Raw genomic sequence first — 21,827 nt, 5'->3', positions numbered from 1 at the left:
GCAAGGAATTCTGGTCCTGCGTTGGTGCTGATCATGACCCTGGCAGCCCGGTTCGCTCATCGGGATAGCGACGTTCCTCGATGATCGCCTTTGCCTTCTCAATCGCGACAATCGCCTTCGGCAGCCAGCGCTCGAAGTCGACCTTGGATAAACCCATCGGATGGGCGACATAGACCAACTGATCGAACAGCTCCTGGAAGTGGGCGGCCTTGCGCTGGATCGTCTCATGAAACTGCGATGGCACGGCTATTGACTCGGTACGGTAAGCGGCCTCCGCCCCGGGCCAGAGGCCGGTGACGTATGTCTCACCAGCCGTTTCGTAGTCGAATTTTTCGGCGGACCAGTCGTCATCCTGGACGGCCTGACGACAAGCATCGGCAGGCGTCGCGGCATCGTAGGTGCGGTGCCGATACACGGGCAGATGGTAGGTGCTTTCGACAGTGAATTTGGGCATTGCCATTCTCCTGGTGCAATATCCGACGCGCGAGAGCGTCGGACGTGGGTGAGATGTGAGGGCACTCGAATGCGCCTCCCAGGTGTGTTTGGCGGTCGGAGACTGCTTATGATCGTTCCGCATCGCTCGCCCCTGCCCTCCTCGACCGGGCGCGGATGTCCGACATTCGGCTGTCGATCTCTTCGTCGGAAAGATCCTCCAGCAGCTTGAGGACTGTCCCCAGCGCGCCGGCATTGACCAGGATGGTCCGCTTGCCGTGATGCTCCGGCGGCCAGGCACCGGGGTCCGCCTCGCCAGCGATGCCCTTGAAGTCGGCATGGGTGGCGGACCAGATCGCCTCGAGCTTTTCCTCGCGCGTCATGCTGTCGACGGCTCCCGTCCCATGGGCAACGATCGCCGCGCGCATGGCGTCCGGACTGCGTTTGTCGGAAAGGTCGCAGAAGCCGTGGAACCACCGTTCGCGACCGCGGATCCTGATCGCGAAAAACACGCTGGTAACGTTGCCGGCCTTGAATTCGGACATGCCGAACATGCCGGTTCGCTGGAACAGCGGCGGAAGGAGTGCGAGCATGAAGTGGTATTGTTCGGCGGCAATCTCGAAATACTCCCCGGCATAGGGCGTGCCGGAAATTGGATCGATACCCGGGGGTGTCTTTGTGCCGGTTGAAGAGGTGGAACATTTGCTCGCGCGTTGCGACGCCATCGAACACCTTTCGGAATGGGGGATGAGTGGACATGGCTGCTCTCCGATAATGGCCGGTCGCCCGCCACAGCAGCGCTGCAGCGGGCGACTGTCGGCGGTGACGGGATCGGTGGACCGGATTCACGCAGCCCGGCGTTCGGAATCGCGTCCGATGCCGGCGATGGCGCGGACAGCCGCTGCGAGCGCTGGAATGTCGTCGAGCATGGTCAACGCAACGAAGTGATTGGCCCCGCCGGCAAAGTCCTTGCGGCCCTTGCAGGTTCTGATCAGGATGCCGTGTCCCGAGGACATACCGAACTGCCCGATTTGAATGTATGCTCGGTCATGGTGCAGGGTGACTTCACCGGATACGGCGATCCCCGCCCTGTTCGAGCGGATTTCGAAGCTGCCGGGCGGCAGCGCCAATTCGGCGGCAAGTTTCTTCAGCCGCGAACGGGCTGTGGTGTGAAAACGTCGCTTCTGCTGCTCGTCGTAGGAGCAGCTTCTGTTCCAGTCGAACATCTCGATCTCCATGAATCGGAACAGGCCCGGCGCTCGCTTTGCGCGACACCAGGCCCGTCATCGGTTGGTTTATGCAGCGAGGAAGTCAGGCGGCCGTGCGGCCCTCGATGGCGTCGGCGCCGACTTCGTCAGCCGAGACCTCCTCAAGAAAGGCCCGACTGTACGAGTTGTTGGCGAGCCAGCGTTCTGCGGCCCCGCGATCCCTGGCGAGATGCAGGAGTTCCGGGCTGTCGCCGAGATCCTGCAGAACGCGGACCATGCCGATTTTGGGACGCTCGACGACCTCGAAGCGCAGATCACTTTCGACGGACCAGGTGCGCCGGACCGAGACGACGATGATGCCGCCTTGGCCGAAATCGCCTTCATGCAGAGTAAAACAGGCCGGCGAAATGTAGGTCGGCCGCTCGCGCGGTGGTTCCTTCCTTACCAGGCGGCCGGTGCCGTTGCGGCTGTCCCAGGCAGACAGCTTCTTTCTGAAGCGGGCGGGCGGCCTCGCCGTGCCGTCGGAATAGCGGATCACGCTCCCCAGAGAGGCGCAATCGTAAATTGTATGTGCGGACATGCGTATGTCTCCATGTCGGAAAACGAAAAAGGGCCCGGCCGAGATGCCGGGCCCGGTGCGGCGGGAGGCCGATTACTCAGCGGCCTGGAGGTGGTCGGGTTCCTCGCCGGCTTCGGGCGCCAGTTCATCGGAGGAGGTGCCGGTACCGTCGGCGAGGTAGGCAGGCAACTCGGCGGTCTCGCCGTCGAGCGCCGTCTCGTCCGTCACGTCGTGGGCGGCCGCTTCGACGCCTTCACCAATTGCGTCGTCGCCATCGAGGCGCAGCGGCTCCGGCAGCCAATTCGACCCTTCGAGAAGACGAGCGGCCTCACGTGCCATCAAGTCCTTCTTCATATGCTCGATGAGCTGCGCGGAGTCCTCGCCGCGTGCTTCGCGGACTGCCTGAACGATCCGGGCCTTGGTGACGCGGCCGAGATAGTTGTCCACCGCGGGCGACCAGCCAGCCTCGACCATGTCGAAGCCGAGCGTGGCGGCCAGCTCATCGGCATGAGCAAGCGCGCCCGGCCGCTTGTTCCAGGACTCGACCACGGCGTTGAGCGCGAGCGACGCGCAGTGCGCGAACAGCGCCTTGCGGCTCGCCTCGTCGAGACCGAGCAGAAATTCCCACAGCTTGTCGCTGTCTGGCATATCCCTGTCCCAGGCCTCGTGCCGCTCGGCGATCTCCTTCGCCCAGGGCGTCTCGGCGAGACCCTGGACCTGACCGAAGCCGTTGCTGGTCATGGTGATCTCGAGGCAGCTGTCCTTGGCGAACCGGTAGAACACCTGCAGCACCAGCGCATGGAGGACCGTGACGAAGGCGATGTCGACGTCACTTGCGAGCGCATTGCGCAGCGCAAGCGTCTTCTGCGCAGTGAGATCGAAGACGAGCCGTTCGGGCAGCGGCTTGATCCCTTCATCCTCGGGCTCTTCGGTCGTGTCGGATCCGCCGTTCGTGGACCGGCCGTTGACGACGACGCCATTGGCGCCGTCATCGGACTGCGACGGGTCGGTATCCCCGTCGCCGACCTCCTCGTCATCATCGTCTGCCTCGGCCCGCGGCTCGTCCTCGGAACGGACGAATCCCGTCTCGATCTGGAGCTGGCCATTGGCGCCGAGCGTGACGAACGCACCAGCAATGATCTTCTGGGTAGGGTCATAGACTTGGGGACGATCGCTGAAGGCGTCGAGTTCGGCGCCGAGCTGATCGAGCTTGTCCTCGATCTCCTGGTCGGCGTCCTCCATCTCGGCATACTTCCCATCGAGGGAATCATACTCGGCCTTCACCGCATCGTAGCGGGCGATCTCCTCGGTGCTCATCTCCGCGGGCTCGGCATAGACACGCCGCATGCCGGAGGTGTGACCGTACGGAAAGCTGATCGCAGCTTCGACCCACTTCCAGCCATCGGCGCGAACGGCCTCGGCATCGACCTTCAGCTTTTCGAAGACCAGCTGCTCGAGGAGAGCGGCGTCCTGGAACCAGCCACCGGAATCCTGCTCGAACAGGTCGCGCAGGATGACGCCGCCGGCGGCCTCGTAAGCTTCGGCGCCGACATAGACCGCGCGGCGATCGTCGGCACGCACCGTGGTCTCGGTCAGCAGGCGCCTGATGTAGTAGGGCTCCTGCATATTCGGGTTACCGGAGACGCGCTCCCAGACCTGCTCCTGTCGGACATGGTCGTCGGAGATCGAGAACGCCATGATCTGCTCGAGGCGGATCTCGTCCTTCTCGTAAAGCTCGAGCAGCTTCGGCGAGACCGAGGCGAGCCTCAGGCGCTGCTTGACGATCGCCGTCGACACGAAGAAACGGGCGGCGATCTCCTCGATGTCAAGGCCCTGCTCTCTCAGTGCCTTGAACGTGCGAAACTGATCGAGCGGATGCAGGTTCTCGCGATGCACGTTCTCGGCAAGCGAGTCCTCTTCGGCCGAAGTCGTTCCGCTGCGGTTGACAATGCAGGGGATCGGCTCATTCTTCGCCAGCCGCTTCTGCTTGACGAGGATGCCGAGCGCGAGATAGCGGCGGCCGCCGGCGGGCACTTCGAAGGTGCCGGTCTCCTCGCCGTCTCCATCGAGGACGGGACGGACGTTCAGGCTCTGCAAGAGCTTGCGCCGGCCGATGTCGGCGGCGAGCTGCTCGATGGTGACGCCGTCCTTTACCCGGCGGACATTCTCCTGTGACAAGACAAGCTTGTCGTAGGCGATGTTCTCCGAGGGATTCATTGCGATCTTCTGAATGGCGCTTTTTGCCATGGTCAGGGTCTCCTTGACGGGCGGCCCGGGGTCTCTCCTCGAACCTCCAAACCCGTCAGGAATCCTCCCCTCCCCCCTCTGCCTCTCGCCGCGCCGCGCCGGCGCAGGCCGGCGGCCTCAATGCGGTTCGGCGACATCGACCCGACCTGCCTTGCGCAAAGCTTCGAGCATGCGGGCATGGTCCATGAGAATGTGGACGAGTGCTTGTCGGTCTACTGTGACCGTCTTGCTGGTGCTGCGTGTGCGATCGTGCCGCTCATGCAGGGCCTCGAACTCGGCAAAAGTGGTATAGAGTTGCAGGAGAGGCCGACCGCTCATGGCCCGGTCCTCCGCTCGGCGGGCGCGGGCAACGTTTCGACTTCGGGGATGTTCCATATCTCGGCGCCGGCAGCAGCGTAGCGGATGGCGACCGCGTGCAACGGCGCGTAGGAGAGGCCGTGCCAGGGTGCCGGCTCGGGCGCACGGCCGACGGCCACCAGCGGGCCGCCCAGCGTCAGTTGCACCACGACATCGAACGCGACACACCGGCTGTCGATGACCGGGAGGCAGGCAGCGATAGATTGAGCCTTGATCGCGTCGCAGTCATAACCGGAAAGCATGGCGCCGTAGCCGTAGTGAAGGATGAAGCCGCCGCAGCCGAGGGAGAGGTGACCTCCCGGCGTCTCCAGAGCGGCGGCAATGTCGGCGGAATAGTCTGTGGTGAAGTGCTGTTGCAGTATGAGGAGGTCTCCGCGACGACTGGCGGGAGAAATCCCGCCTGGAAAGCCGTCAGGAGAAAAGCCATCCCCTCGACCGAGGGAATGGCGGGAAACCCGTATGGTGGCTGACCACCATGGCGATGCTGTTGCCTACAGGGGTGCGAAGGTTGGCCGTTCGACATTGACCCGATACTTTCGGCGCAGCGCTTCGATGGCCATATCCTGGCGTTCGACCTTGCGCCGCAACCGATCGAGATCGGCCGCGGCACTGTCGGTCAGTCGATCAAGGACTTGGAGATAGGCTTCCTCGTCCTTGCCGGTCCAGTTGGACATGCGGCGGTTGTAGCGACGCATTTTTGGGCGCGAACGAATGGTCTCCTCTTCGCCGCGATCTCGCAGCGATCGTTCGAGTTCGAAGAGATTGTGGCGTGTTTCGCGCAGGCGGGCTTCCATCCGGGTCAACGCAGTGCAGGCTTCAGGATGGCTCATCATGGCTTGCCTCCTTTCGTCCGGCAGAAATCAGCTTTGCGACGTGGCGCACCACGACGGGCCGCGTATCCGCCTCCTGGGCGAGGCGGCTGATCAACTCGAGGTCGGCATCCGAGCAGTCGCAAGAATTGCGGCGGGTCAGCTGGCGAGGTCGAATAGCTTCTTTGCCTTGCCTTCCAGCTCGAGCCGGACATCCTGATGCTGCTTGTCGCGCGCAACCCGTGTGATGCCCTGCACGAAATCGAAGACCGAAGCAGGAGGATGGCCCTCGTCGGCGAGGACTGCGTCGATGATTTTCGTGGTTTCGCCCTTCGAGAAGCCACGCTTGCGCAGGAAAGTGATCCGATCGTCATCGTCGCGTGCGACGATCCGCTCGCGCGCCGCCTTGATGCCGTTTATGAAGGGCATGGGCGAAGATTCGGCGAACTGGATCAGCGCCGGCTCGGCTTCGAGAGCAAAGCGCGAAGCTGCGTATTTGGAGTGGCGGATGGTGATTTCCTGGAAATCCTCGACGCCCCATAGATTCCTGTTGCAACACACGGCACGCAGGTAAAAGCTAGCAATCCCAAGGGTTTTCGAGCCCACCTCGCTGTTCCAGGCATAGAACCCGCGGAAGTAGAGATCGGGTTCGCCGTTCGGTAGCCGACCGGCTTCGATCGGGTTGAGATCATCGACAAGGAAGACAAAGATGTCGCGGTCGGAGGCATAAAGCGTCGTCGTGTCCTTCGAAATATCGACGTTTGGGTTGTAGATGTGGGTCGACCAATCGAGCACGCCCGGCACCTTCCATCGCGTATCGCCGGTACCGTTGCCGGCGATCTTCTGCACTGCCTCGACAAGTTCATGGTCGAAAATTCTCCCGTAATCTGGCCCCGTCACTGCTCGAAGCTCGAGACGGCCGTTCTCGACTTCGAGCGTCTTCACCTGCTCGGCGCGGTGCGTGGAAAGGCCATATTGCAGGTTAATGCCGGCGAGCGATGCCGGAAGCTGGCGCAGATAGGTCGCCGGTGCGCCGACCAGACTGGCGAGCTGGCCGAAACTCCAGTGCGTCGGCGCGACTGGTGCGTGGGCACCCGGCAGCATCAATGTCAGGCGTTCGGGATTGTCGCGGGAAGCCTCGACGCGGATGGCCTCGCTTTCCACGATCCGGGTCTTGCTTCTTGCCGACCGCCGTTTCACCGAATTGTGGAGATCGGTGAGGGACAGGTAGCGTTCGTCGTCTGGCCGGTTGAACCATTCCGACGACACGCGGCTGATGCGCTGGCCGCGGCTGACATCGACCTTATAGCCGTTGGGGGCGATGCGAGTTGGCGCCTGGATTTCCGTATGGGTCATGATCTTTCTCCGCGACGGGAGCCGGGAGCCTCTCTCCCGGTCTCGACCCGCCACCGCATCCCGGCCTACCCTCTGCCTCTAGCCACGCCGCGCGAAGCGCGCGCGGCGGCAGCGCGCCCGCGACGGGAGGAGGCCGGCCCCGGGGCCGGACCGCCGCGAAGCACTGCTTGCGCTCGAAAAATCCTGAGGGTTGCTTCGCCGGTGAAACCGTGAATCAATGAAATCAGGGGATGCGGCGGCGTCCGGAGCGATGGAGGCGATGCGACGTTTCAGGCTTGCTGATCGGGTTATCGAGGAAACAGCACCGGATCTGCAGGACGTGCTTGCCTATGCGTATCGGCATCGTATCCGGCCACTATGCCTTTGCAAGGAACCGGGCCTCGCGATGTACGTCGCACAGGTCGGCGACCAATTTATCGTCAAAAGGATGCCGCTTTCGGGAAGCGAACATGATTCGGCTTGCCCGTCCTACGAACCGCCCGACGAATTGTCCGGGCTCGGCGTGCTCATAGGGAGCGCCATCCAGATCGATCCCGAGAGCGGCCTGTCGGCGCTCAAGGTCGGTTTCAGCCTGACGAAGGTGGGTGCACGCGCAACTCCTGTTACTGGTGCGGACGGTGCCGACAGTGTAGCCGGCGAGACGAAGAAATTGTCGCTGCGCAGCCTGCTGCACTATCTGTGGCACCAGGCCGAATTGACAGCCTGGACGTCGCGATGGGCCGGCAAGCGCCATTGGTGGAACATTCGATGGCATCTGCGCGAGGCAGCCCGGCAGATGACGGTAAAGGGCGGCATGCTGAGCGATGTGCTGTTCGTGCCGGAACCGTTTCGCACCTCGGACAAGGCCGCGATCGAGCAGCGGAGAGCCGCGGCCCTCGCGCCTGCATTGCCGCCAAGGAGCGGTGCTCGAAAACTGATGATCCTGCTTGGCGAGGTCAAGGAAGTTTCGCCGTCGCGGAGCGGTCATCGACTGATCGTCAAGCACATGCCGGACTTCCCGTTCATGCTGGATGAAGAGATCCACCGCAGGCTTCGGGTACGCTTCGAGAATGAACTGATGCTGTGGAGCGCTGACGAAGCTTCCCACCTGACGGCGATCGCGACCTTCGGGCTGACTCCGACGGGGCTGGCCGTCATAGAAGAGATGGCGGTGATGGTGGTTTCGGAGAACTGGATCCCATACGAGTCGGTCTATGAAAAGAAGCTGGTCGAGGCGCTCGCCAAACTGAATACACGAAGCGTGAAGGGCTTGCGCTATGGCTTGGTCGCGGAGCGGCCGAGTGCAGCGGCAGTGGTGCAGCGGCAGCCGCGTCCGCTCGCGCTCTATATTATTCCGCCCACAGTGGACGAAACCTACGAGGAAGCGCTCGATGAGCTCATCGCATCGCGACCGGAAGTCGATGCCTGGACGTGGCGAGTGGCGGACGGAAAAATGCCGTCGCTGATGGGTCGGTGAGGATTTTTTCGAGCCGCGATCCGGTGGTGCTGTTCCGTGTTGTAAATCGAGATTGGTTGCCGCTCCTTGCCCATACCTGGCCAATCGGTTGGGGCACGTCGCCGTTATGAAAACTAGACCATTCTCAGAAGGGCAGGTCAGCATCATACGCCACGATCGCCTCGTGATCTGGCTGCCGTCGATGACAATTCAAAGGCTGGCCGGCAATAGGCTGCGATTCTCGCTGAGGAAGAACTCCACTTGTCGCCGACGCTATCGATGGCATGGTAGAGTTCTTAGGATCGCGAGCGCTGCCGGCTTTGCTGTCATCCGATGCGCCGCGGCGGCCGATCTTTGCCATCAAGCGCTTTTGCGCGGCCCTTCTATGCTCCCAGCCAAGTCACTCGGGCGCCCGGCCTTCTGATAACCCTCGGTTCCATATTGGTCGGGCCGAGTATCGTACATCCGAACGCTGCTGCCGCCCGTGGCCTTCGCCTCATAAAGCGCGCGATCAGCGGTTTCGAACAGCTGGTCCGCGCTTAGCCCATCGAAGGGAGCGATCGCGACACCAATGCTGGCGCCAACCTTCAGCGGCTCGCCGCCGAAGTCGCAACCGGGTTTCAGAGCATCGAGAATACGCCACGCCGTCACCAGCACCTCAGCCTTGCTGTCGATGCCCTCCACGAGCACCGCAAATTCGTCGCCGCCAATCCGGGCGATCGTGTCGGTTGGACGGCACACGTCCCGCAGCAACAAGGCGAACTTGATCAGCACCGCGTCGCCGATTGCATGCCCGAAGCGATCGTTGATCGGCTTGAAACCGTCGAGGTCGAGATCGTGCCGGAACTTCGAGCGGTTTCCGACCGATTTGGTGATGCTTGTTCAATCAGCATTTTGAGCAATAACCTCAAAGACATACTGTATATTGCCAGATCTTGGCGCCCCACAGGGGTGCGCATTTCGGCGACGGCCGGATCACGGTTGCCCGCTTATCTGTCCGGTATGGGGCGCGTCATGCTGGCCAACCTGCACCCCGAGGAGATGGAGCAATACTGGAAGGTATTTAAGCCCGTTAAAGCGACGAGGCGTACAGTTACAGATCGCTGCGAGCTCGAAGAAATATTCGAAGACATTAAAAAATAAGAACTATGCCGTTGTGGCCGATCAGTTGACGGATGGCTTGATTTCCATTGCAATTCCAGTTCGCGGAGTAACGGGGGAAGTTGTTGCTGCGATTAACAAAACAGGTTTTGGCGAAGCAGTGACTGAGGAATTGATGGTCCGCGAGAGGTTACCATACCTGCGTATTGCGCCGATTAACATACAGAATAGGATAATAGATTATCAGATGCTCGAAAGAGCGCTGTCCAGAGCCGTTCATGACTAGAAAATCCCCAGCATCGTTCAAGTGTTATTGACTGTCATTTTGTAGACCCGCCTCGGACCTCAACGATTCCAGAAGGTTGAACTGAATGGCGACGCCCGCATTGTCTCGCGAAACTTGGCCAGTCTGTCGAGTCCCAGGCGGATCCGGTCGACGCCGAGCGCGAAGGAGAGCCTTATGAATGGGCTTCTGCCAAATGCCGCGCCGTGGACGGACGAGATTTCCGCTTCGTTCAGCAGCGCGTCGACGACATCCTTGTCTGAAGTGAGCAGTCTGCCGCGCGCGGTGCGGCTGCCCAGCCATCTCGAGCAGTCCACGAAGCAATAGAAGCTGCCGTCGGGCAGGTGAGGACGCAGCCCGTCGATACGCGACAGACCTGACACAAGAACGTCGCGCCGCTCGCGGAACGTCTGCCGGTTGATCTCCAGGAACGTCTGGTCGCCGGTGAGCGCCGCAAGCCCAGCCGCCTGCGCGATGCTGCTCGGCGCCCCCTGTATCTGACCGAGCAAGCTCGCGATCGGCCGCATGACGGCGCGTGGCCCAGCCGCGAAACCGAGACGCCAGCCGGTCATGCAATACCCTTTCGAGAAACCGTTCACGGTAATGATTCGGCCGGCCAGATCAGTGGCAACCGCGACAAAGGACGCCGGCCGCTCGTCGGTAAAGTATATGTGTTCGTAGAGCTCGTCTGTGACTACCCAGACGTCGGGGTGCTCTCTCAGGACGGATGCAAGTGCGTCGATCTCGGAACGGCTGTAGACGGCGCCGGTCGGATTGACCGGCGAGTTGAAGACCAGGGCCCGCGTACGCGGACCGATCTTAGCGCGCAGGCACTCGGGAGTTAGTTTGAAGCCGTCATCCACCTCCGCGTCAATGATCACCGGTTGTCCGCCAGCCAGCGTGATCAACTCCGGATAGGACGTCCAGTAGGGCGCAGGTACGATCACCTCGTCGCCGACGTCGAGGATCGTAAGCAGCGCGGCGACCAGCAGGATCTTGGCGCCGCCGCCGACCACGACGTCCTCCGGACGTACGGCGATGCTGTTGTGGCGTTGCAGCTTGTCCGCAAGCGCTTCCTTCAGGTCGGCAGTGCCGTCCGCGGCCGTGTATTTGGTGAAATTCCGCTCAATCGCGGCCATGCCGGTCGCCTTCACGAACTCGGGCGTATGGAAATCGGGCTCACCCAAACTCAGCGGAATGATGTCGCGGCCGAGGCGCGCCAGCTCGGCCGCGCGCCGGTTCATTTCGAGGGTAGGAGACGGCTGTACGCCCAGTGCAAGCCGAGACAAAGGAGCGGCCGAAACGATCATGAGAACCTCGAGGTGGCTACCTGGCGCAACCGCTTAATCGTCGGCAATTCCACGAGCTTGCCTTCGAAACGAAGAGGCTGCCCGGGATCCAGGTCGAACGCCGCCACAATCCTTTTGGCACGTTCGATCTGGGTGGCGTCAGGCGTCAGGATTTCATGAATCGCCGCAAGCTGCGAAGGATCCTTGACCACCTTTCCGGTCATGCCAAGGGCGCGGGCCCGCGATGTCCAACGGCGCAGTCCGGCCTCATCGGACAGGTCCGCAAACGGTGCGTCGACAACGTCAAGCGCTGCATGGGCGGCGGCGGCCACGATTGCAGAGCGGGCATGGAGCAACGGCTCCCACTCCATCTCGGCGCCCATGGCGGTGGACATGTCGAATCCACCGAAGATCAGCGACCGTTGCCGCGGATGCGCCCTCGCGATCGTTGCGGCATTCGTCAGCGCCTGCGGCGTCTCGATGATGGTGTGAAGCTGGCAGCCGAGCCCCTTCTCATCCAGGAGTTCGCCAGCCCAGCGCACCTCTTCAGCCGTTTCCACCTTTGGCAGCACAATACCAACCGGCGGGAAAGCTGCCTCGATGCAAGCGAGGATATCACGCAGACCCTCGCCGGAGCACAACCGCGCCGTCGGCGGTGCAAAGCGCTCGAAGCACATGGAAGGCGCCGCGTTCGATATTGCAATGTCGAACCATGATCCGGTTGCGTTCGAGGCGGCCGCGCGGGCGGTCGGATTCCTCGGCTTCGGCTTTTATCCACGGTCGGGCTTCATGCACATCGATCTGGGTCCCGCGCGGCAGTGGGGCGAGCGCTTCCCGCCGCGTGAAACGGCGTTCGCTGCCGAGACCCCACCTGCGCGCGAAGTTCTGGCGGAGAGCCGCACCATGAAAGGCACTGGTGCGGCCGGTGTGGCGACACTGGGCGCCGCGGGTGTCGAGGTGGCGCAGAGCATCCTCAGCGAGACGCAATCAGCCATTCTGCCACTCGTGCCCTACCTGGACACGCTGCGCTGGGTGTTCATCGCGGTCGCGCTTATTGGCATCGCCCTCGCGATCTATGCCCGCATCGACGACTGGAAACGTGGACGGCGATGATCATGGCTTTGCTCGGCGCGATCACCAGCAGCCCGTGGGCGCGTACCGCCCTACGATACAGCGTTCTCGCGCTCGCCGTCCTGCTGTTCCTGTTCTCCCTACGGCGGTCCGGCGAGAGAGCAGGTCGTCTCGTTGAACGCCTCGAAGCCACGGAGAAGCTGAATGAAATCCAACGTCGCATGGTTGAGGCAGCGAGTCGCCGCCCTCGCGATCGTGACGACCTCGCTGAGCGCATGCGCGACGGTCGGTTCTGATCCGGTCGGCGTATCGGTCTGTCCGCCCGTCGTGGAGTACAGCCGCGAGCTTCAGATGCGAGCAGCCGACGAACTCGCTCTTCTGCCTGACCGATCGGCGATCGTTGCGATGATGAGCGACTACGAAGTTATGCGAAATCAGGCGAGAGCCTGCCGAGGTTGATGAGGATCAGCGGAAAGCTCCCAACGGAGGCACGGCAGAAGCGAGGCGGGCCCTCCTTATTCCGCCAATTAGCCGTTGAGCGCTTCAATCACACGACATTCGGCCACGACCCCATTCTGACATTCCGTCAGCATGCGGGTGAGCTCGGTCCGCAGGCTCTGGAGCTTGGCAATTCGGCTCTCGACCGCCTCCAACTGCGCTTGGGCGATACGACTCGCATCTTCGCAGGAGGCTTCGGGTTGCTCTTGCAGGGCAAGAAGCGTGCGCACGTCGGCCAGATCAAATCCAAGATCCCGGGCATGGCGAATGAAGCTCAAGCGGCGGGCGTCGTCCTGGGAGTAGGTACGCCGGCCGTTCACTTGGCGGGTCGCCTTAGGCAGTACGCCGATCCGCTCGTAGTAGCGGATGGTTTCGATGTTGACGCCGGCCGCGCGCGACAGGTCCCCAATCTGCATTTTTTTAGCTCTTGCTCCTGTAGTCGCTACAGGTTGTAGACTCCGGGCCTATATCACCGCAAGGGCGTTCGGCATATCGAGAAAGGAGGCCTTCGCATGGGTGAAAACCTGCTTGGGCTCGTGCTCGATAACCGACGCGCCAGGAAGGAGGGGTCCGAGGGCATCCTTCGACGGCAGCGCGAGCGCCTTGGCGCGATGGTTGCTTTCGCTCGGGCAAATTCTCCCCTCTACCGGCGGCTCTATGCCGATATACCCCAAGGGCCGGTGAGGCTTGAGAATCTGCCGATCACCACCAAGAAGTGGCTGATGAGTGGATTCGACGATTGGGTAACTGATCGGACCGTCACGTTTTCCGACGCCCAAGTCTTCGCCGAAGACCCGGACAAGGTCGGCGAGAAGTTCCACGGCTACACCCTGGCGACCACCTCGGGCACGAGCGGAACCAAGGGCATCTTCCTTTATGACAATCGGGCCATGGCGGTCACACAGTCCATCGCCCTTCGCATGCTCACGAGCTGGTTAAGCTTTGGCGATTTCGTGAAGATCATCGCAGGGTCGGGGCGCATGGCGATGGTGATGGCCAAGGGCGGACATTTCGCCTCGGCTGTGGCCGCCGCCGCCTTGAAGCGTCGGCGTAACGACAAGCTTCTGCAGCTCTCGGTGCATGATCCGATCCGAGAAATCGTGGCTGCGCTTAATGAGTTCCAGCCTGTTCTTCTGGCGCCTTACGCGAGCATTGCAGCCCTGCTCGCCACCGAACAGGAACAGGGCCGCCTACACATTCGGCCTGCGCTGCTTGCACTCGCAGCTGAGGGGTTGGCTCCCGAAGAATACGGGCGCATCGCACGCGCCTTCAACGCCAAGGTAGGTAACAGCTACGCTTCCACGGAAGTGCCGTTCTTGAGCTTCAGCTGCGCGCATGGCTGGCTGCACGTGAACTCCGATTGGGCGACATTTGAAGCCGTCGATGCGAGCCACAGACCAGTACCCAAAGGACAGGTCTCGCACACAGTTCTGGTGAGCAATCTGGCGAACGGCCTGCAGCCGGTCCTACGCTACGATCTTGGCGACAGCATCGTCGAGCGCCCGGACGCCTGCCCCTGCGGCAGCCCCTTCCCGGCAATACGAGTCCAGGGGCGTGCCTCCGACCTGGTGCGCTTCGCCGGCCGCGACGGCCAGACCGTGACAATGCCGCCAATGGTCTTTTATGCGCTACTTGATCCAGTGCCCGGCGTCGATCTCTACCAGGTCGTGCAAACCGCACCCGATGCGGTGCGGGTGCGCCTGAAAGTCTCCGGCACCCCTGACACGGTCTGGCCGCGGGTCGAGGCTGATATGCGCGCACTGCTCGAGCGACAGGGTCTCGACCACGTCAAAATCGAGCGCGGCGATGAGCCACCCGAGCAAACCCAAGGCGGCAAAGTTCGCCCGATTATTCCCTTCGAGCCCAAAGGACCAATCTTATGACCGCTACCGCAACGGCCCGCTATCACGTCACGGGCATGGACTGTGCCTCCTGCGCCGCCAAGATCGAAGGCGCAGCACGCAAGGTCCCCGGTGTCTCCGATGTAAAGGTGTCGATCGCCTCGCAGATCATGACCCTGGAGGTCGATGATGCGGCCACCCGATTGCCCGTCGTCGAAAACGCGGTGAGCGACCTCGGATACCAGCTCGACCGTATAGGCGCGCCGAAGACATCTGCCGATGCCGCCGAGGTTGATGATGATGACCGCATTCCCGACCTCTCACATGTCACGCCGGCCTACAAACGGGCGCTGTGGATCGTCGTTCTGCTGAATGTCGGCTACGGCGTCATTGAAATTGGCGGCAGCTTCCTCGCGGGCTCGCAAGCGCTGCAGGCCGATGCCCTCGACTTCATCGGCGACGGTCTGATCTCCTTCCTTGGGCTGATAGCCGTTGGCTGGGGCCTTGCAGCGCGAGCCCGGGCGGCACTGCTGCAGGGAATTTTCCTGGCGCTGCTCGGCTTTGGCGTGATCGGCTCGACGTTCTACCGCGTCTTCGTCGAGCACGAGCCCCAAACGCTGCTGATGGCCGGCTTTGCCACCGTCGCGTTGATCGTCAACGTGCTCGCGGCCGTGGTACTGCTGCCGCACCGGAAAGGCGATGCCAATATGCGCGCCGTGTGGCTGTTTTCGCGCAACGACGCGATTGGCAATTTCGCTGTAATCGCCGCGGCCGGCGTCGTATGGGCGCTGAATTCGCCTTGGCCGGATCTGATCGTGGCGTTTGCCGTGGCCGGGCTGTTCCTGCAGTCGGCATGGTCGATCATCCGCGATGCCCGCAACGATCTTCGAGAGGCCGCACCGGCGAGCGGCGCCAAGGCCTGACGGAGGAGGACCGCAGTGGACCACTCCGGCGTCGGTATAGCCACGGCTTTTGCCGCGGGCGTCATCTCGTTTCTATCCCCTTGCGTTCTGCCGCTCGTGCCGGGCTACGTCTCCTATGTCGCCGGGCGGACCATCAGCCCGGATGGGCTTGCCCACCAAGTAGGCCTGAAGGAGACGATTCGGACACTCGGTTTGGGCCTCTGCTTCGTGCTCGGCTTCACTACCGTATTCGTCCTCCTCGGGGCCAGCGCAACAGCGCTAAGTGGGCTTCTGCGCGCACACCTCTATGAGGCCAACCTGATCGGCGGTGCGATCGTCATTGGCTTCGGCCTGTTCACGACCGGCCTCGTGCCCATGCCGTGGTTCGAGCGCGATGTGAGATTTCACTCAGGCCGGCCAGGCGGCGGGCCTTGGGCAAACTACCTCTTGGGCCTTGCCTTCGCCTTCGGCTGGACGCCCTGCATCGGGCCGGTCCTTGGTGCGATCCTGGCGCTTTCGGCCGCGAATGCCACCGCCGGAAGCGGAACGGCCCTCCTGGCAGTCTATTCGCTCGGACTTGGTCTGCCCTTCATCCTTGCCGCCCTGTTCATGCGCGGTTTCATGGCGCGAATGACGGCCATGCGGCGAACCGGACGCGTCCTGAAGATCGTCGCCGGCGGGACTATGGTAGTAATGGGTATCGCGATGATTACCGGCCAACTGAGTAGCTTCGCGATCTGGCTCCTGCAGACCTTCCCGGTTCTCGGCCAGATCGGTTGAGCCCAACAACGGAAAGGACAGGCATGCTGAAACTTGGGCTCCCTATCGCACTCCTCGCTCTCACGGCCGATCAGGTATCGAAGTGGATGATCCTCAACCACGTCATGGCCCCGCCCCAGGTGATCCCCATCACCGGCTTCTTCAACCTGGTCCTTGGCCGCAACACGGGCGTGAGTTTCGGGTTGTTTGGCGACGCCTCGCCTTGGGCACTGATCGCTCTCACGCTGGCGATTGTGGCCGGGCTCCTTGTTTGGTTGCAGCGGGCCGAACACCGCCTGACGGCCGTTTCGCTCGGGCTCATTGCCGGGGGCGCGCTGGGAAACCTTATCGACCGGCTGCGGCATGGCGCCGTGACGGACTTTCTGGATTTTTACCTCGCCACCTATCACTGGCCGGCTTTCAATCTCGCCGATGTGGCGATCGTGAGCGGCGTCGGCCTTCTGTTGCTCGAAAGCATCTTGCCCAGAGACGAGGCGAAGGGTCCGAAAAAGCACCCCGATGTTGATCCGATGAAGGCGCCTTGATGCCGCCGCTTCCTCGTGACAACCGGCTCGACGCGACGCTCGCGCTACTCAAGGACCCTTATAGGTTCATCTCGAAGCAGTGTCGCGTCTATGGAGCGGACCTATTCGAGACCCGGCTCATGCTCCGCAAAACAATCTGTATGACGGGGCCGGAGGGGGCCCGGCTCTTCTACGATCAAAGCCGATTTATGCGGCATGGCGCCATGATCGGGCGAATCCAGAAAACGCTTCTTGGAAGGGGTGGTGTGCAAGGGCTGGATGACGCGGCTCACCGACATCGCAAGCAGATGTTCATGTCCCTGATGACGCCCGAGCGGATCGAAGGACTGATCGCAACTACCGCGGAGGAGTGGCAGGCCCGTGCTCGGCCATGGGCGCTTAAGGACGAGATCGTCTTGTACGATGAGCTCCACGAACTTCTGACGCGAGCCGCGTGCGGTTGGGCCGGGGTTCCGCTACCCGAGGCTCAGGTGCGACAGCGGACGCGGGAGATCACCGCGCTTTTCGATGCCGCAGGATCGGTCGGGCCCAAGCACTGGCGAGCTCGGTTGGCGCGCAAACGGGCCGACCGCTGGATTGAGAACGTTGTCGTGCAGATCCGTTCAAGGCAAATCCGCCCGCCGGTAGAATCGGCTGCTCGCGTCATCGCAGAGCACCGGGGTCTGGATGGTGAGCTGCTGAGCCCTCACGTTGCCGCTGTGGAAGTCCTCAACGTGATTAGGCCGATCGTTGCCATCGGTGTCTACATCACCTTCGTCGCCCACGCCCTTCATCACTATCCTGAATGCCGGAGCAAGCTGGAAGCCGGCGGCGACGGTTCTTACCCAGAATTCTTCGTCCAGGAGGTTCGGCGCTTCTACCCCTTCTTTCCCGCTGTCGCGGCGCTGGTGCGATCCGATTTCGATTGGATGGGATACCGCTTCCCTAGCGGGCGACGCGTTATCCTGGACCTTTACGGAACGAACCACGACGCCAGGACGTGGGACTCGCCTGAGGCGTTTCAGCCCGAGCGGTTTCGTGAATGGGACGGCAGCCCGTTCAACTTCGTTCCTCAAGGCGGCGGGGATCACAACGCCAACCACCGCTGCGCTGGCGAGTGGATCACAATCGAACTGATGAAGCAGGCATCAGACTTTCTGACCAGACGGATCAGATACCATGTGCCGGAGCAAGATTTGCGAATCGACTACTCACGGCTGCCCGCATTACCCCAAAGCCGGTTCATCATCAGCCGGGTAAGGTTACACGCCTAAGCTCCTGCCGCCGGGCGTCGTTCAGCTCAGCGTTGATCGTTAGGCGACAGCGCCTCGATGATCCGGCATTCGGCGATTGTGCCGCAGCCGCACTGGCTTAGAATGCTGTCCAGCTCGCGGCGCAGGGCCTGAAGATCCCGGATCTTGCGCTCCACCTCGCCGAGATGCTCGCGCGCGATCGCGTCAACAGCCTCACAAGGTCGATCGCGCTGATCGGAAAGTCCGAGAAGGTCGCGTACCTGCTCGATCGAGAAGCCGAGATCGCGCGCGCGGCGAATGAAGCTGAGACGACCGAGATGCGCGGCCGAATAGCTCCGGTAATTGCCGCCAGTGCGCTCCGGCTCCGGCAAGAGCCTGATGCGCTCGTAATACCGGATCGTCTCTACCTTCGTGTCGGTCGCCTTGGCCAGATCGCCGATCGAGAACTTTTCGCGCGTCATCGTCTTGACCCTGTAGTTGCTACAGGGTCTATATGCGATGTCACATCGAAGAAGTCGAGGTGACATCATGGCAGGTGCGCCAGCCAGTGCGCTCAAGCTCCGCGTCGAAGGCATGGATTGCGGGGCCTGCGCGCTCAAAATCGAGAACGGACTGAAACGTCTGCCCGGCGTCAGCGACATCAATGTGAATGTCGGATTGGAGATGCTCTCGCTCCTTCTGGACGAGGACCGCACGTCGCGCACGGCGATCGAGGAGCGCATCCGCTCGCTAGGCTACACTCCGCATCCCGTGGACGGCGAGCCTATCGCCGACGCAAATGTCCCACTTGGCCGACCTGAGACCGTCGATCGGACCTGGTGGCGCACCCGCAAAGGCCAGCTCGTCCTCGGCACCGGCGCGCTCCTTGTTCTGGCCTTCGTTGTCGCGACGATTGCGCCGGATGTGGCGGAGTGGGCCTATGTGGCGGCGGCGGGTCTCGGTCTGATTCCGATCGCCCGGCGCGCTGTTGCCGGCGCGCGCCATGGCACGCCCTTCAGCATCGAGACCTTGATGTCCGTTGCCGCGATCGGCGCTATCGCGATTGGCGAGGGCGCAGAGGCCGCGGTCGTGGTTTTCCTGTTCGCGGTCGGCGAGCTCCTCGAGAACATCGCCGCAGGACGGGCACGCTCCGGGATCGCTGCGCTGATGAACCTTGTGCCGCGCGTCGCACGGCTGGAGCGGGACGGAGCCGTGTTGGAAGTTCCGGTCGAACGGCTCGGCATCGGCAATGTCGTCGTGGTCCGCCCCGGCGATCGTGTGCCTTCCGATGGAGAAGTTATCGAGGGCACGTCCGAGCTGGACGAGGCGCCGGTCACGGGCGAGTCCGTGCCGGTCCTGAAAGAGCCGGGCAGCGCCGTCTTTGCCGGCAGCATCAACGCCAATGGCGTGCTGCGGGTGCGGATCACGCGGACGGCCGCCGACAACACGATTGCCCGCATCATTCATCTCGTCGAGGAGGCGCAAGGCTCGAAAGCCCCCACGGCGCGCTTTATCGACCGCTTCAGCACCTATTACACACCCGCCGCCATGGCCGTTGCCGCCCTGATCATGGTCGCGCCGCCACTCCTGTTCGGGGCGGAATGGTCGACCTGGATCTATCGCGGCCTGGCGACGCTGCTCATCGCCTGTCCATGTGCGCTCGTCATCTCGACGCCGGCGGCGATCGCTTCCGGACTGGCCGTAGGTGCCCGGCGCGGGCTTCTCGTGAAAGGCGGCGCCGCGCTTGAGACGCTGGGCAAAGTGCGCACGGTCGCCTTTGACAAGACCGGAACGCTCACGGTCGGGCGGCCGCGCGTGACGGATGTAATTGCCATCGAGGGCGACGATGCCGAAATCCTCGCCAAGGCCGCCGCAGTCGAAAGCGAGTCCAGCCACCCGCTCGGCGCCGCCATCGTCGAGGCGGCCGAGGCACGCGGCCTGGAGCTGCCGAAGACGTTCGGCGGGGCGATGGCAGTCCCCGGCAAGGCCGTGACGGCACGCCTCCGCGAGGGCTTCGTTTCGATTGGCTCACCGCGCTACGCGGCTGAGCAAGCCGAGATACCCGAAGAGATCGGTGCCCGCCTGAGATCGCTGGAGCTCGAAGGCAAGACCGCCGTTGTGCTGCTGAGCGGCAAGAGGATCCTCGGCATCATCGCCCTGCGCGACGAGCCGCGCGAGGATGCCGCCGCCGGCGTGGCACGCCTCAACGAGCTCGGCGTCCGGACTGTCATGCTGACCGGCGACAACGCGCGCACGGCTGATGCAATCGCTGGTGGCCTCGGTTTGGAAGCCAAAGCGGAGTTGCTGCCCGACGCCAAGCTTGCCGAGATCGGCGCGCTGAGAGCGCATGGTGGCATTGCCATGGTGGGCGACGGCATCAACGATGCGCCGGCGCTGGCAGCGGCCTCGGTGGGCATCGCCATGGGCGGTGGCACCGAAGTCGCGCTCGAAACTGCCGACGCGGCGCTTCTGAAGAACCGGGTGACGGGCGTGGCCGAGTTGGTGGAGCTGTCGCGTGCGACACTGGGCAATATCTGGCAGAACATCGCTCTGGCGCTGGGCCTCAAGGCCGTTTTCCTGATTACGACGCTCACCGGCACGACCACGCTCTGGATGGCGATCCTGGCTGATACCGGCGCCACCGTGCTCGTCACGATCAATGCGCTGCGGCTCCTTCGCTTCCGTGCCGATCGCGCTTCCACGAGTCGGTCGGGTGGTGCGAGCGCAGTCGAAAACGAAAGAATCGGGGTGACAGGATGAAACTGGTGAAGACCCTCACGCTCGGCCTGATACTGACCGCGGCAGCGCAGGGTGTGCTCGCCCATGACTACAAGGCCGGGCCACTCGCGATCGACCATCCCTGGGCGCGGGCGACTCCGCCCGGAGCGCCAGTCGCCGGCGGCTATCTCACCATTACCAACACCGGGACCGAGCCCGATCGCCTGCTCGGCGGCTCCTCGGATGCCGCCGAGGCCGTGGAGATGCACGAGTCGACAATAACTGACGGCGTGGCGCGGATGCGCCCAGCCGAAGACGGGATTGCAATCGCGCCCGGCGAAACCCTCAGGCTACAGCCCGGTGCCGCCCACATCATGTTCGTCGATCCGGCAAAGCCGCTGAAGGACGGCGAGCGTTTTCCGGCAACGCTCACCTTCGAGAAGGCCGGCGATGTCGCGGTCGAGTTTGCGATCGTGCCGATGGGCGCAACGCCGGAAGCGCCTCAGAACCACGAAGGCCACAGGGTGCCCGTATCACAATGAAAGCGTTGAAGATCATCCGCACCGCGGCCTGGGGCGCGGTGGCGATCGTCGGGGGTGTGCTTTTAGCCTTCAGCGGCCTCCTGCCGGGCGTCGAGAGACCCGGAGCGGTCACTTCGAGCACGGCCACAGGCGTTGCCGCGATCGGCGGTCCGTTCGAGCTGACCACGCAAAGGGGCGAGATGCTGACCAACGAGGACCTGGAGGACACGCCATATCTCGTCTTCTTCGGCTTCACCCATTGCCCGGACGTCTGCCCAACGACGCTGTTCGAGTTGACAGGTCTGCTGGCAGACCTCGGGCCGGATGCCGACAAGATCAGGCCGCTGTTCATCACCGTCGATCCCGAACGCGACACGCAGGAACTGCTCGCAAGCTACATGTCGTCGTTCGACCCCCGCATCCTTGCCCTGCGCGGCACGAAGGAACAGACGGATCAGGCCGCGAAGGCGTTCGCCGCCTACTACGAGAAGGTGCCGCTGGAAGGCGGCAACTACACGATGGACCACACTGCCGGCGTCTACCTGATCGACGCCGAGGGTGAGTTCATGGGCACGCTCGACTTGCACGAGCCAAAGGAAAGCCAGCTTCAGAAGCTCCGCCGGTTGGCCAGCACGGCCGCGTGAACAAAGAGGAAGATGCCATTGGGCGAACTGGGACCGGATGC

Annotated in this window: 25 protein-coding genes and 1 pseudogene; 12 read left to right on the top strand and 14 right to left on the bottom strand. The window is 62.8% G+C overall.

The annotated features are described in order from the left end of the window. Nucleotides 1-31 precede the first annotated feature (31 nt). The 9 genes and pseudogenes from FY036_RS07835 to FY036_RS07795 form a co-directional block, all read right to left on the bottom strand. Nucleotides 32-454 carry a hypothetical protein gene (locus tag FY036_RS07835; RefSeq protein ID WP_148914151.1) on the bottom strand — a complete coding sequence of 141 codons (423 nt, stop codon included), beginning with the start codon at nucleotides 452-454 and terminating at the stop codon, nucleotides 32-34. A gap of 106 nt (nucleotides 455-560) precedes the next feature. Then, nucleotides 561-1,134, bottom strand: a pseudogene (locus FY036_RS07830) (DUF1419 domain-containing protein). A gap of 143 nt (nucleotides 1,135-1,277) precedes the next feature. Further along, nucleotides 1,278-1,658, bottom strand: coding sequence for a hypothetical protein (locus FY036_RS07825; protein WP_148914150.1), 381 nt, complete (start codon nucleotides 1,656-1,658; stop codon nucleotides 1,278-1,280). 85 nt (nucleotides 1,659-1,743) lie between these two features. Beyond that, nucleotides 1,744-2,220 carry a hypothetical protein gene (locus tag FY036_RS07820; protein WP_148914149.1) on the bottom strand — a complete coding sequence of 159 codons (477 nt, stop codon included), beginning with the start codon at nucleotides 2,218-2,220 and terminating at the stop codon, nucleotides 1,744-1,746. A gap of 72 nt (nucleotides 2,221-2,292) precedes the next feature. After that, entirely contained in the window at nucleotides 2,293-4,446 is a 2,154-nt protein-coding gene (locus FY036_RS07815; protein ID WP_148914148.1) for a ParB/RepB/Spo0J family partition protein, read from the bottom strand. A 117-nt stretch (nucleotides 4,447-4,563) separates the two neighbouring features. Further along, nucleotides 4,564-4,764: a hypothetical protein gene (locus tag FY036_RS07810; protein ID WP_148914147.1), complete on the bottom strand. Its 201-nt coding sequence runs from the start codon at nucleotides 4,762-4,764 to the stop codon at nucleotides 4,564-4,566. Further along, nucleotides 4,761-5,045, bottom strand: coding sequence for a hypothetical protein (locus FY036_RS07805; protein ID WP_235897581.1), 285 nt, complete (start codon nucleotides 5,043-5,045; stop codon nucleotides 4,761-4,763). The genes FY036_RS07810 and FY036_RS07805 overlap by 4 nt, the downstream gene beginning before the upstream one ends. 249 nt (nucleotides 5,046-5,294) lie before the next feature. Continuing rightward, entirely contained in the window at nucleotides 5,295-5,633 is a 339-nt protein-coding gene (locus FY036_RS07800) for a hypothetical protein (RefSeq protein ID WP_235897580.1), read from the bottom strand. A 138-nt stretch (nucleotides 5,634-5,771) separates the two neighbouring features. After that, on the bottom strand, nucleotides 5,772-6,968 hold the full coding sequence (locus tag FY036_RS07795; RefSeq protein WP_148914144.1) for a DUF932 domain-containing protein: 1,197 nt from the start codon (nucleotides 6,966-6,968) through the stop codon (nucleotides 5,772-5,774). A gap of 259 nt (nucleotides 6,969-7,227) precedes the next feature. Here FY036_RS07795 and FY036_RS07790 point away from each other — a divergent pair, with 259 nt between their 5' ends. Continuing rightward, complete coding sequence (locus tag FY036_RS07790; RefSeq protein WP_148914245.1) at nucleotides 7,228-8,424, top strand: DUF1173 domain-containing protein; 1,197 nt, start codon at nucleotides 7,228-7,230, stop codon at nucleotides 8,422-8,424. Between the two features lie 339 nt (nucleotides 8,425-8,763). Here the strand turns inward: FY036_RS07790 and FY036_RS07785 are convergent, their stop codons facing one another. Further along, nucleotides 8,764-9,177: a diguanylate cyclase domain-containing protein gene (locus FY036_RS07785; protein WP_235897579.1), complete on the bottom strand. Its 414-nt coding sequence runs from the start codon at nucleotides 9,175-9,177 to the stop codon at nucleotides 8,764-8,766. Nucleotides 9,178-9,192: 15 nt separating this feature from the next. Between FY036_RS07785 and FY036_RS23755 the strand changes: the two genes are divergently transcribed. Continuing rightward, nucleotides 9,193-9,546, top strand: a complete 354-nt coding sequence (locus FY036_RS23755; RefSeq protein WP_161601113.1) for an IclR family transcriptional regulator domain-containing protein — start codon at nucleotides 9,193-9,195, stop codon at nucleotides 9,544-9,546. 303 nt (nucleotides 9,547-9,849) lie between these two features. Here FY036_RS23755 and FY036_RS07775 read toward each other — a convergent pair whose 3' ends face one another. Next, nucleotides 9,850-11,097: a pyridoxal phosphate-dependent aminotransferase gene (locus FY036_RS07775; RefSeq protein ID WP_148914142.1), complete on the bottom strand. Its 1,248-nt coding sequence runs from the start codon at nucleotides 11,095-11,097 to the stop codon at nucleotides 9,850-9,852. Continuing rightward, nucleotides 11,094-11,753 (bottom strand): HpcH/HpaI aldolase/citrate lyase family protein, encoded by a 660-nt coding sequence (locus tag FY036_RS07770; RefSeq protein WP_148914141.1) that lies wholly within the window; start codon nucleotides 11,751-11,753, stop codon nucleotides 11,094-11,096. The genes FY036_RS07775 and FY036_RS07770 overlap by 4 nt, the downstream gene beginning before the upstream one ends. On the opposite strand from FY036_RS07770, the gene FY036_RS07765 reads away from it, so the two are divergent. Both FY036_RS07765 and FY036_RS07755 read left to right on the top strand, forming a co-directional pair. Beyond that, nucleotides 11,752-12,189, top strand: coding sequence for a DUF882 domain-containing protein (locus FY036_RS07765; protein ID WP_201744711.1), 438 nt, complete (start codon nucleotides 11,752-11,754; stop codon nucleotides 12,187-12,189). The two genes, FY036_RS07770 and FY036_RS07765, sit on opposite strands and share 2 nt — an antisense overlap. A 162-nt stretch (nucleotides 12,190-12,351) precedes the next feature. Further along, the gene (locus FY036_RS07755) at nucleotides 12,352-12,606 is read left to right on the top strand and encodes a hypothetical protein (protein ID WP_148914138.1); all 255 of its coding nucleotides are present in this window, start codon (nucleotides 12,352-12,354) and stop codon (nucleotides 12,604-12,606) included. Nucleotides 12,607-12,674: 68 nt separating this feature from the next. Here the strand turns inward: FY036_RS07755 and FY036_RS07750 are convergent, their stop codons facing one another. After that, the gene (locus tag FY036_RS07750; RefSeq protein ID WP_148914137.1) at nucleotides 12,675-13,061 is read right to left on the bottom strand and encodes a MerR family transcriptional regulator; all 387 of its coding nucleotides are present in this window, start codon (nucleotides 13,059-13,061) and stop codon (nucleotides 12,675-12,677) included. Nucleotides 13,062-13,157: 96 nt separating this feature from the next. On the opposite strand from FY036_RS07750, the gene FY036_RS07745 reads away from it, so the two are divergent. Genes FY036_RS07745 through FY036_RS07725 form a run of 5 tightly spaced genes read left to right on the top strand, consistent with a single transcriptional unit; the run spans nucleotide 13,158 to nucleotide 17,945 of the window. Beyond that, nucleotides 13,158-14,528 carry a phenylacetate--CoA ligase family protein gene (locus FY036_RS07745; protein WP_148914136.1) on the top strand — a complete coding sequence of 457 codons (1,371 nt, stop codon included), beginning with the start codon at nucleotides 13,158-13,160 and terminating at the stop codon, nucleotides 14,526-14,528. Beyond that, nucleotides 14,525-15,409, top strand: a complete 885-nt coding sequence (locus FY036_RS07740; protein ID WP_235897578.1) for a cation diffusion facilitator family transporter — start codon at nucleotides 14,525-14,527, stop codon at nucleotides 15,407-15,409. The genes FY036_RS07745 and FY036_RS07740 overlap by 4 nt, the downstream gene beginning before the upstream one ends. A 15-nt stretch (nucleotides 15,410-15,424) precedes the next feature. After that, entirely contained in the window at nucleotides 15,425-16,168 is a 744-nt protein-coding gene (locus FY036_RS07735; protein ID WP_148914135.1) for a cytochrome c biogenesis CcdA family protein, read from the top strand. Nucleotides 16,169-16,191: 23 nt separating this feature from the next. Continuing rightward, the gene (gene lspA / locus FY036_RS07730) at nucleotides 16,192-16,692 is read left to right on the top strand and encodes a signal peptidase II (protein WP_148914134.1); all 501 of its coding nucleotides are present in this window, start codon (nucleotides 16,192-16,194) and stop codon (nucleotides 16,690-16,692) included. Further along, a complete protein-coding gene (locus FY036_RS07725; RefSeq protein ID WP_148914242.1) occupies nucleotides 16,692-17,945 on the top strand; it encodes a cytochrome P450 in 1,254 nt (417 codons plus the stop codon). The genes lspA and FY036_RS07725 overlap by 1 nt, the downstream gene beginning before the upstream one ends. A gap of 26 nt (nucleotides 17,946-17,971) precedes the next feature. Here FY036_RS07725 and FY036_RS07720 read toward each other — a convergent pair whose 3' ends face one another. After that, nucleotides 17,972-18,385 carry a MerR family transcriptional regulator gene (locus tag FY036_RS07720; RefSeq protein WP_148914133.1) on the bottom strand — a complete coding sequence of 138 codons (414 nt, stop codon included), beginning with the start codon at nucleotides 18,383-18,385 and terminating at the stop codon, nucleotides 17,972-17,974. Between the two features lie 67 nt (nucleotides 18,386-18,452). Here FY036_RS07720 and FY036_RS07715 point away from each other — a divergent pair, with 67 nt between their 5' ends. The 3 genes from FY036_RS07715 to FY036_RS07705 are packed head-to-tail and all read left to right on the top strand — an operon-like array spanning nucleotide 18,453 to nucleotide 21,786. Continuing rightward, nucleotides 18,453-20,663, top strand: a complete 2,211-nt coding sequence (locus FY036_RS07715) for a heavy metal translocating P-type ATPase (protein ID WP_148914132.1) — start codon at nucleotides 18,453-18,455, stop codon at nucleotides 20,661-20,663. Next, a complete protein-coding gene (locus tag FY036_RS07710) occupies nucleotides 20,660-21,163 on the top strand; it encodes a copper chaperone PCu(A)C (RefSeq protein ID WP_148914131.1) in 504 nt (167 codons plus the stop codon). The genes FY036_RS07715 and FY036_RS07710 overlap by 4 nt, the downstream gene beginning before the upstream one ends. Beyond that, nucleotides 21,160-21,786, top strand: coding sequence for an SCO family protein (locus tag FY036_RS07705; protein WP_148914130.1), 627 nt, complete (start codon nucleotides 21,160-21,162; stop codon nucleotides 21,784-21,786). Before FY036_RS07710 ends, FY036_RS07705 begins: the two co-directional genes overlap by 4 nt. Nucleotides 21,787-21,827 lie beyond the last annotated feature (41 nt).

It is taken from the genome of Neoaquamicrobium microcysteis, assembly GCF_008180155.1.
Taxonomy (GTDB): Bacteria; Pseudomonadota; Alphaproteobacteria; order Rhizobiales; family Rhizobiaceae; genus Aerobium; species Aerobium microcysteis.
Note: the sequence above shows the minus strand (reverse complement) of the source record. Positions and strands in the feature narration are given on the sequence as shown.

What these genes read in the sequence shown, in the direction of transcription:
- FY036_RS07725 (WP_148914242.1), top strand. Translation starts at nt 16,692, where the DNA reads ATGCCGCCGCTTCCTCGTGACAACCGGCTCGACGCGACGCTCGCGCTA.
- FY036_RS07815 (WP_148914148.1), bottom strand. Translation starts at nt 4,446, where the DNA reads ATGGCAAAAAGCGCCATTCAGAAGATCGCAATGAATCCCTCGGAGAAC.
- FY036_RS07810 (WP_148914147.1), bottom strand. Translation starts at nt 4,764, where the DNA reads ATGAGCGGTCGGCCTCTCCTGCAACTCTATACCACTTTTGCCGAGTTC.
- FY036_RS07740 (WP_235897578.1), top strand. Translation starts at nt 14,525, where the DNA reads ATGACCGCTACCGCAACGGCCCGCTATCACGTCACGGGCATGGACTGT.
- FY036_RS07775 (WP_148914142.1), bottom strand. Translation starts at nt 11,097, where the DNA reads ATGATCGTTTCGGCCGCTCCTTTGTCTCGGCTTGCACTGGGCGTACAG.
- FY036_RS07825 (WP_148914150.1), bottom strand. Translation starts at nt 1,658, where the DNA reads ATGTTCGACTGGAACAGAAGCTGCTCCTACGACGAGCAGCAGAAGCGA.
- FY036_RS07765 (WP_201744711.1), top strand. Translation starts at nt 11,752, where the DNA reads ATGGAAGGCGCCGCGTTCGATATTGCAATGTCGAACCATGATCCGGTT.
- FY036_RS07755 (WP_148914138.1), top strand. Translation starts at nt 12,352, where the DNA reads ATGAAATCCAACGTCGCATGGTTGAGGCAGCGAGTCGCCGCCCTCGCG.
- FY036_RS07705 (WP_148914130.1), top strand. Translation starts at nt 21,160, where the DNA reads ATGAAAGCGTTGAAGATCATCCGCACCGCGGCCTGGGGCGCGGTGGCG.
- FY036_RS07790 (WP_148914245.1), top strand. Translation starts at nt 7,228, where the DNA reads ATGCGACGTTTCAGGCTTGCTGATCGGGTTATCGAGGAAACAGCACCG.
- FY036_RS07795 (WP_148914144.1), bottom strand. Translation starts at nt 6,968, where the DNA reads ATGACCCATACGGAAATCCAGGCGCCAACTCGCATCGCCCCCAACGGC.
- FY036_RS07770 (WP_148914141.1), bottom strand. Translation starts at nt 11,753, where the DNA reads ATGTGCTTCGAGCGCTTTGCACCGCCGACGGCGCGGTTGTGCTCCGGC.
- FY036_RS07715 (WP_148914132.1), top strand. Translation starts at nt 18,453, where the DNA reads ATGGCAGGTGCGCCAGCCAGTGCGCTCAAGCTCCGCGTCGAAGGCATG.
- FY036_RS07820 (WP_148914149.1), bottom strand. Translation starts at nt 2,220, where the DNA reads ATGTCCGCACATACAATTTACGATTGCGCCTCTCTGGGGAGCGTGATC.
- lspA (WP_148914134.1), top strand. Translation starts at nt 16,192, where the DNA reads ATGCTGAAACTTGGGCTCCCTATCGCACTCCTCGCTCTCACGGCCGAT.
- FY036_RS07720 (WP_148914133.1), bottom strand. Translation starts at nt 18,385, where the DNA reads ATGACGCGCGAAAAGTTCTCGATCGGCGATCTGGCCAAGGCGACCGAC.
- FY036_RS07750 (WP_148914137.1), bottom strand. Translation starts at nt 13,061, where the DNA reads ATGCAGATTGGGGACCTGTCGCGCGCGGCCGGCGTCAACATCGAAACC.
- FY036_RS07710 (WP_148914131.1), top strand. Translation starts at nt 20,660, where the DNA reads ATGAAACTGGTGAAGACCCTCACGCTCGGCCTGATACTGACCGCGGCA.
- FY036_RS07835 (WP_148914151.1), bottom strand. Translation starts at nt 454, where the DNA reads ATGCCCAAATTCACTGTCGAAAGCACCTACCATCTGCCCGTGTATCGG.
- FY036_RS23755 (WP_161601113.1), top strand. Translation starts at nt 9,193, where the DNA reads ATGCCCGAAGCGATCGTTGATCGGCTTGAAACCGTCGAGGTCGAGATC.
- FY036_RS07805 (WP_235897581.1), bottom strand. Translation starts at nt 5,045, where the DNA reads ATGCTTTCCGGTTATGACTGCGACGCGATCAAGGCTCAATCTATCGCT.
- FY036_RS07800 (WP_235897580.1), bottom strand. Translation starts at nt 5,633, where the DNA reads ATGAGCCATCCTGAAGCCTGCACTGCGTTGACCCGGATGGAAGCCCGC.
- FY036_RS07745 (WP_148914136.1), top strand. Translation starts at nt 13,158, where the DNA reads ATGGGTGAAAACCTGCTTGGGCTCGTGCTCGATAACCGACGCGCCAGG.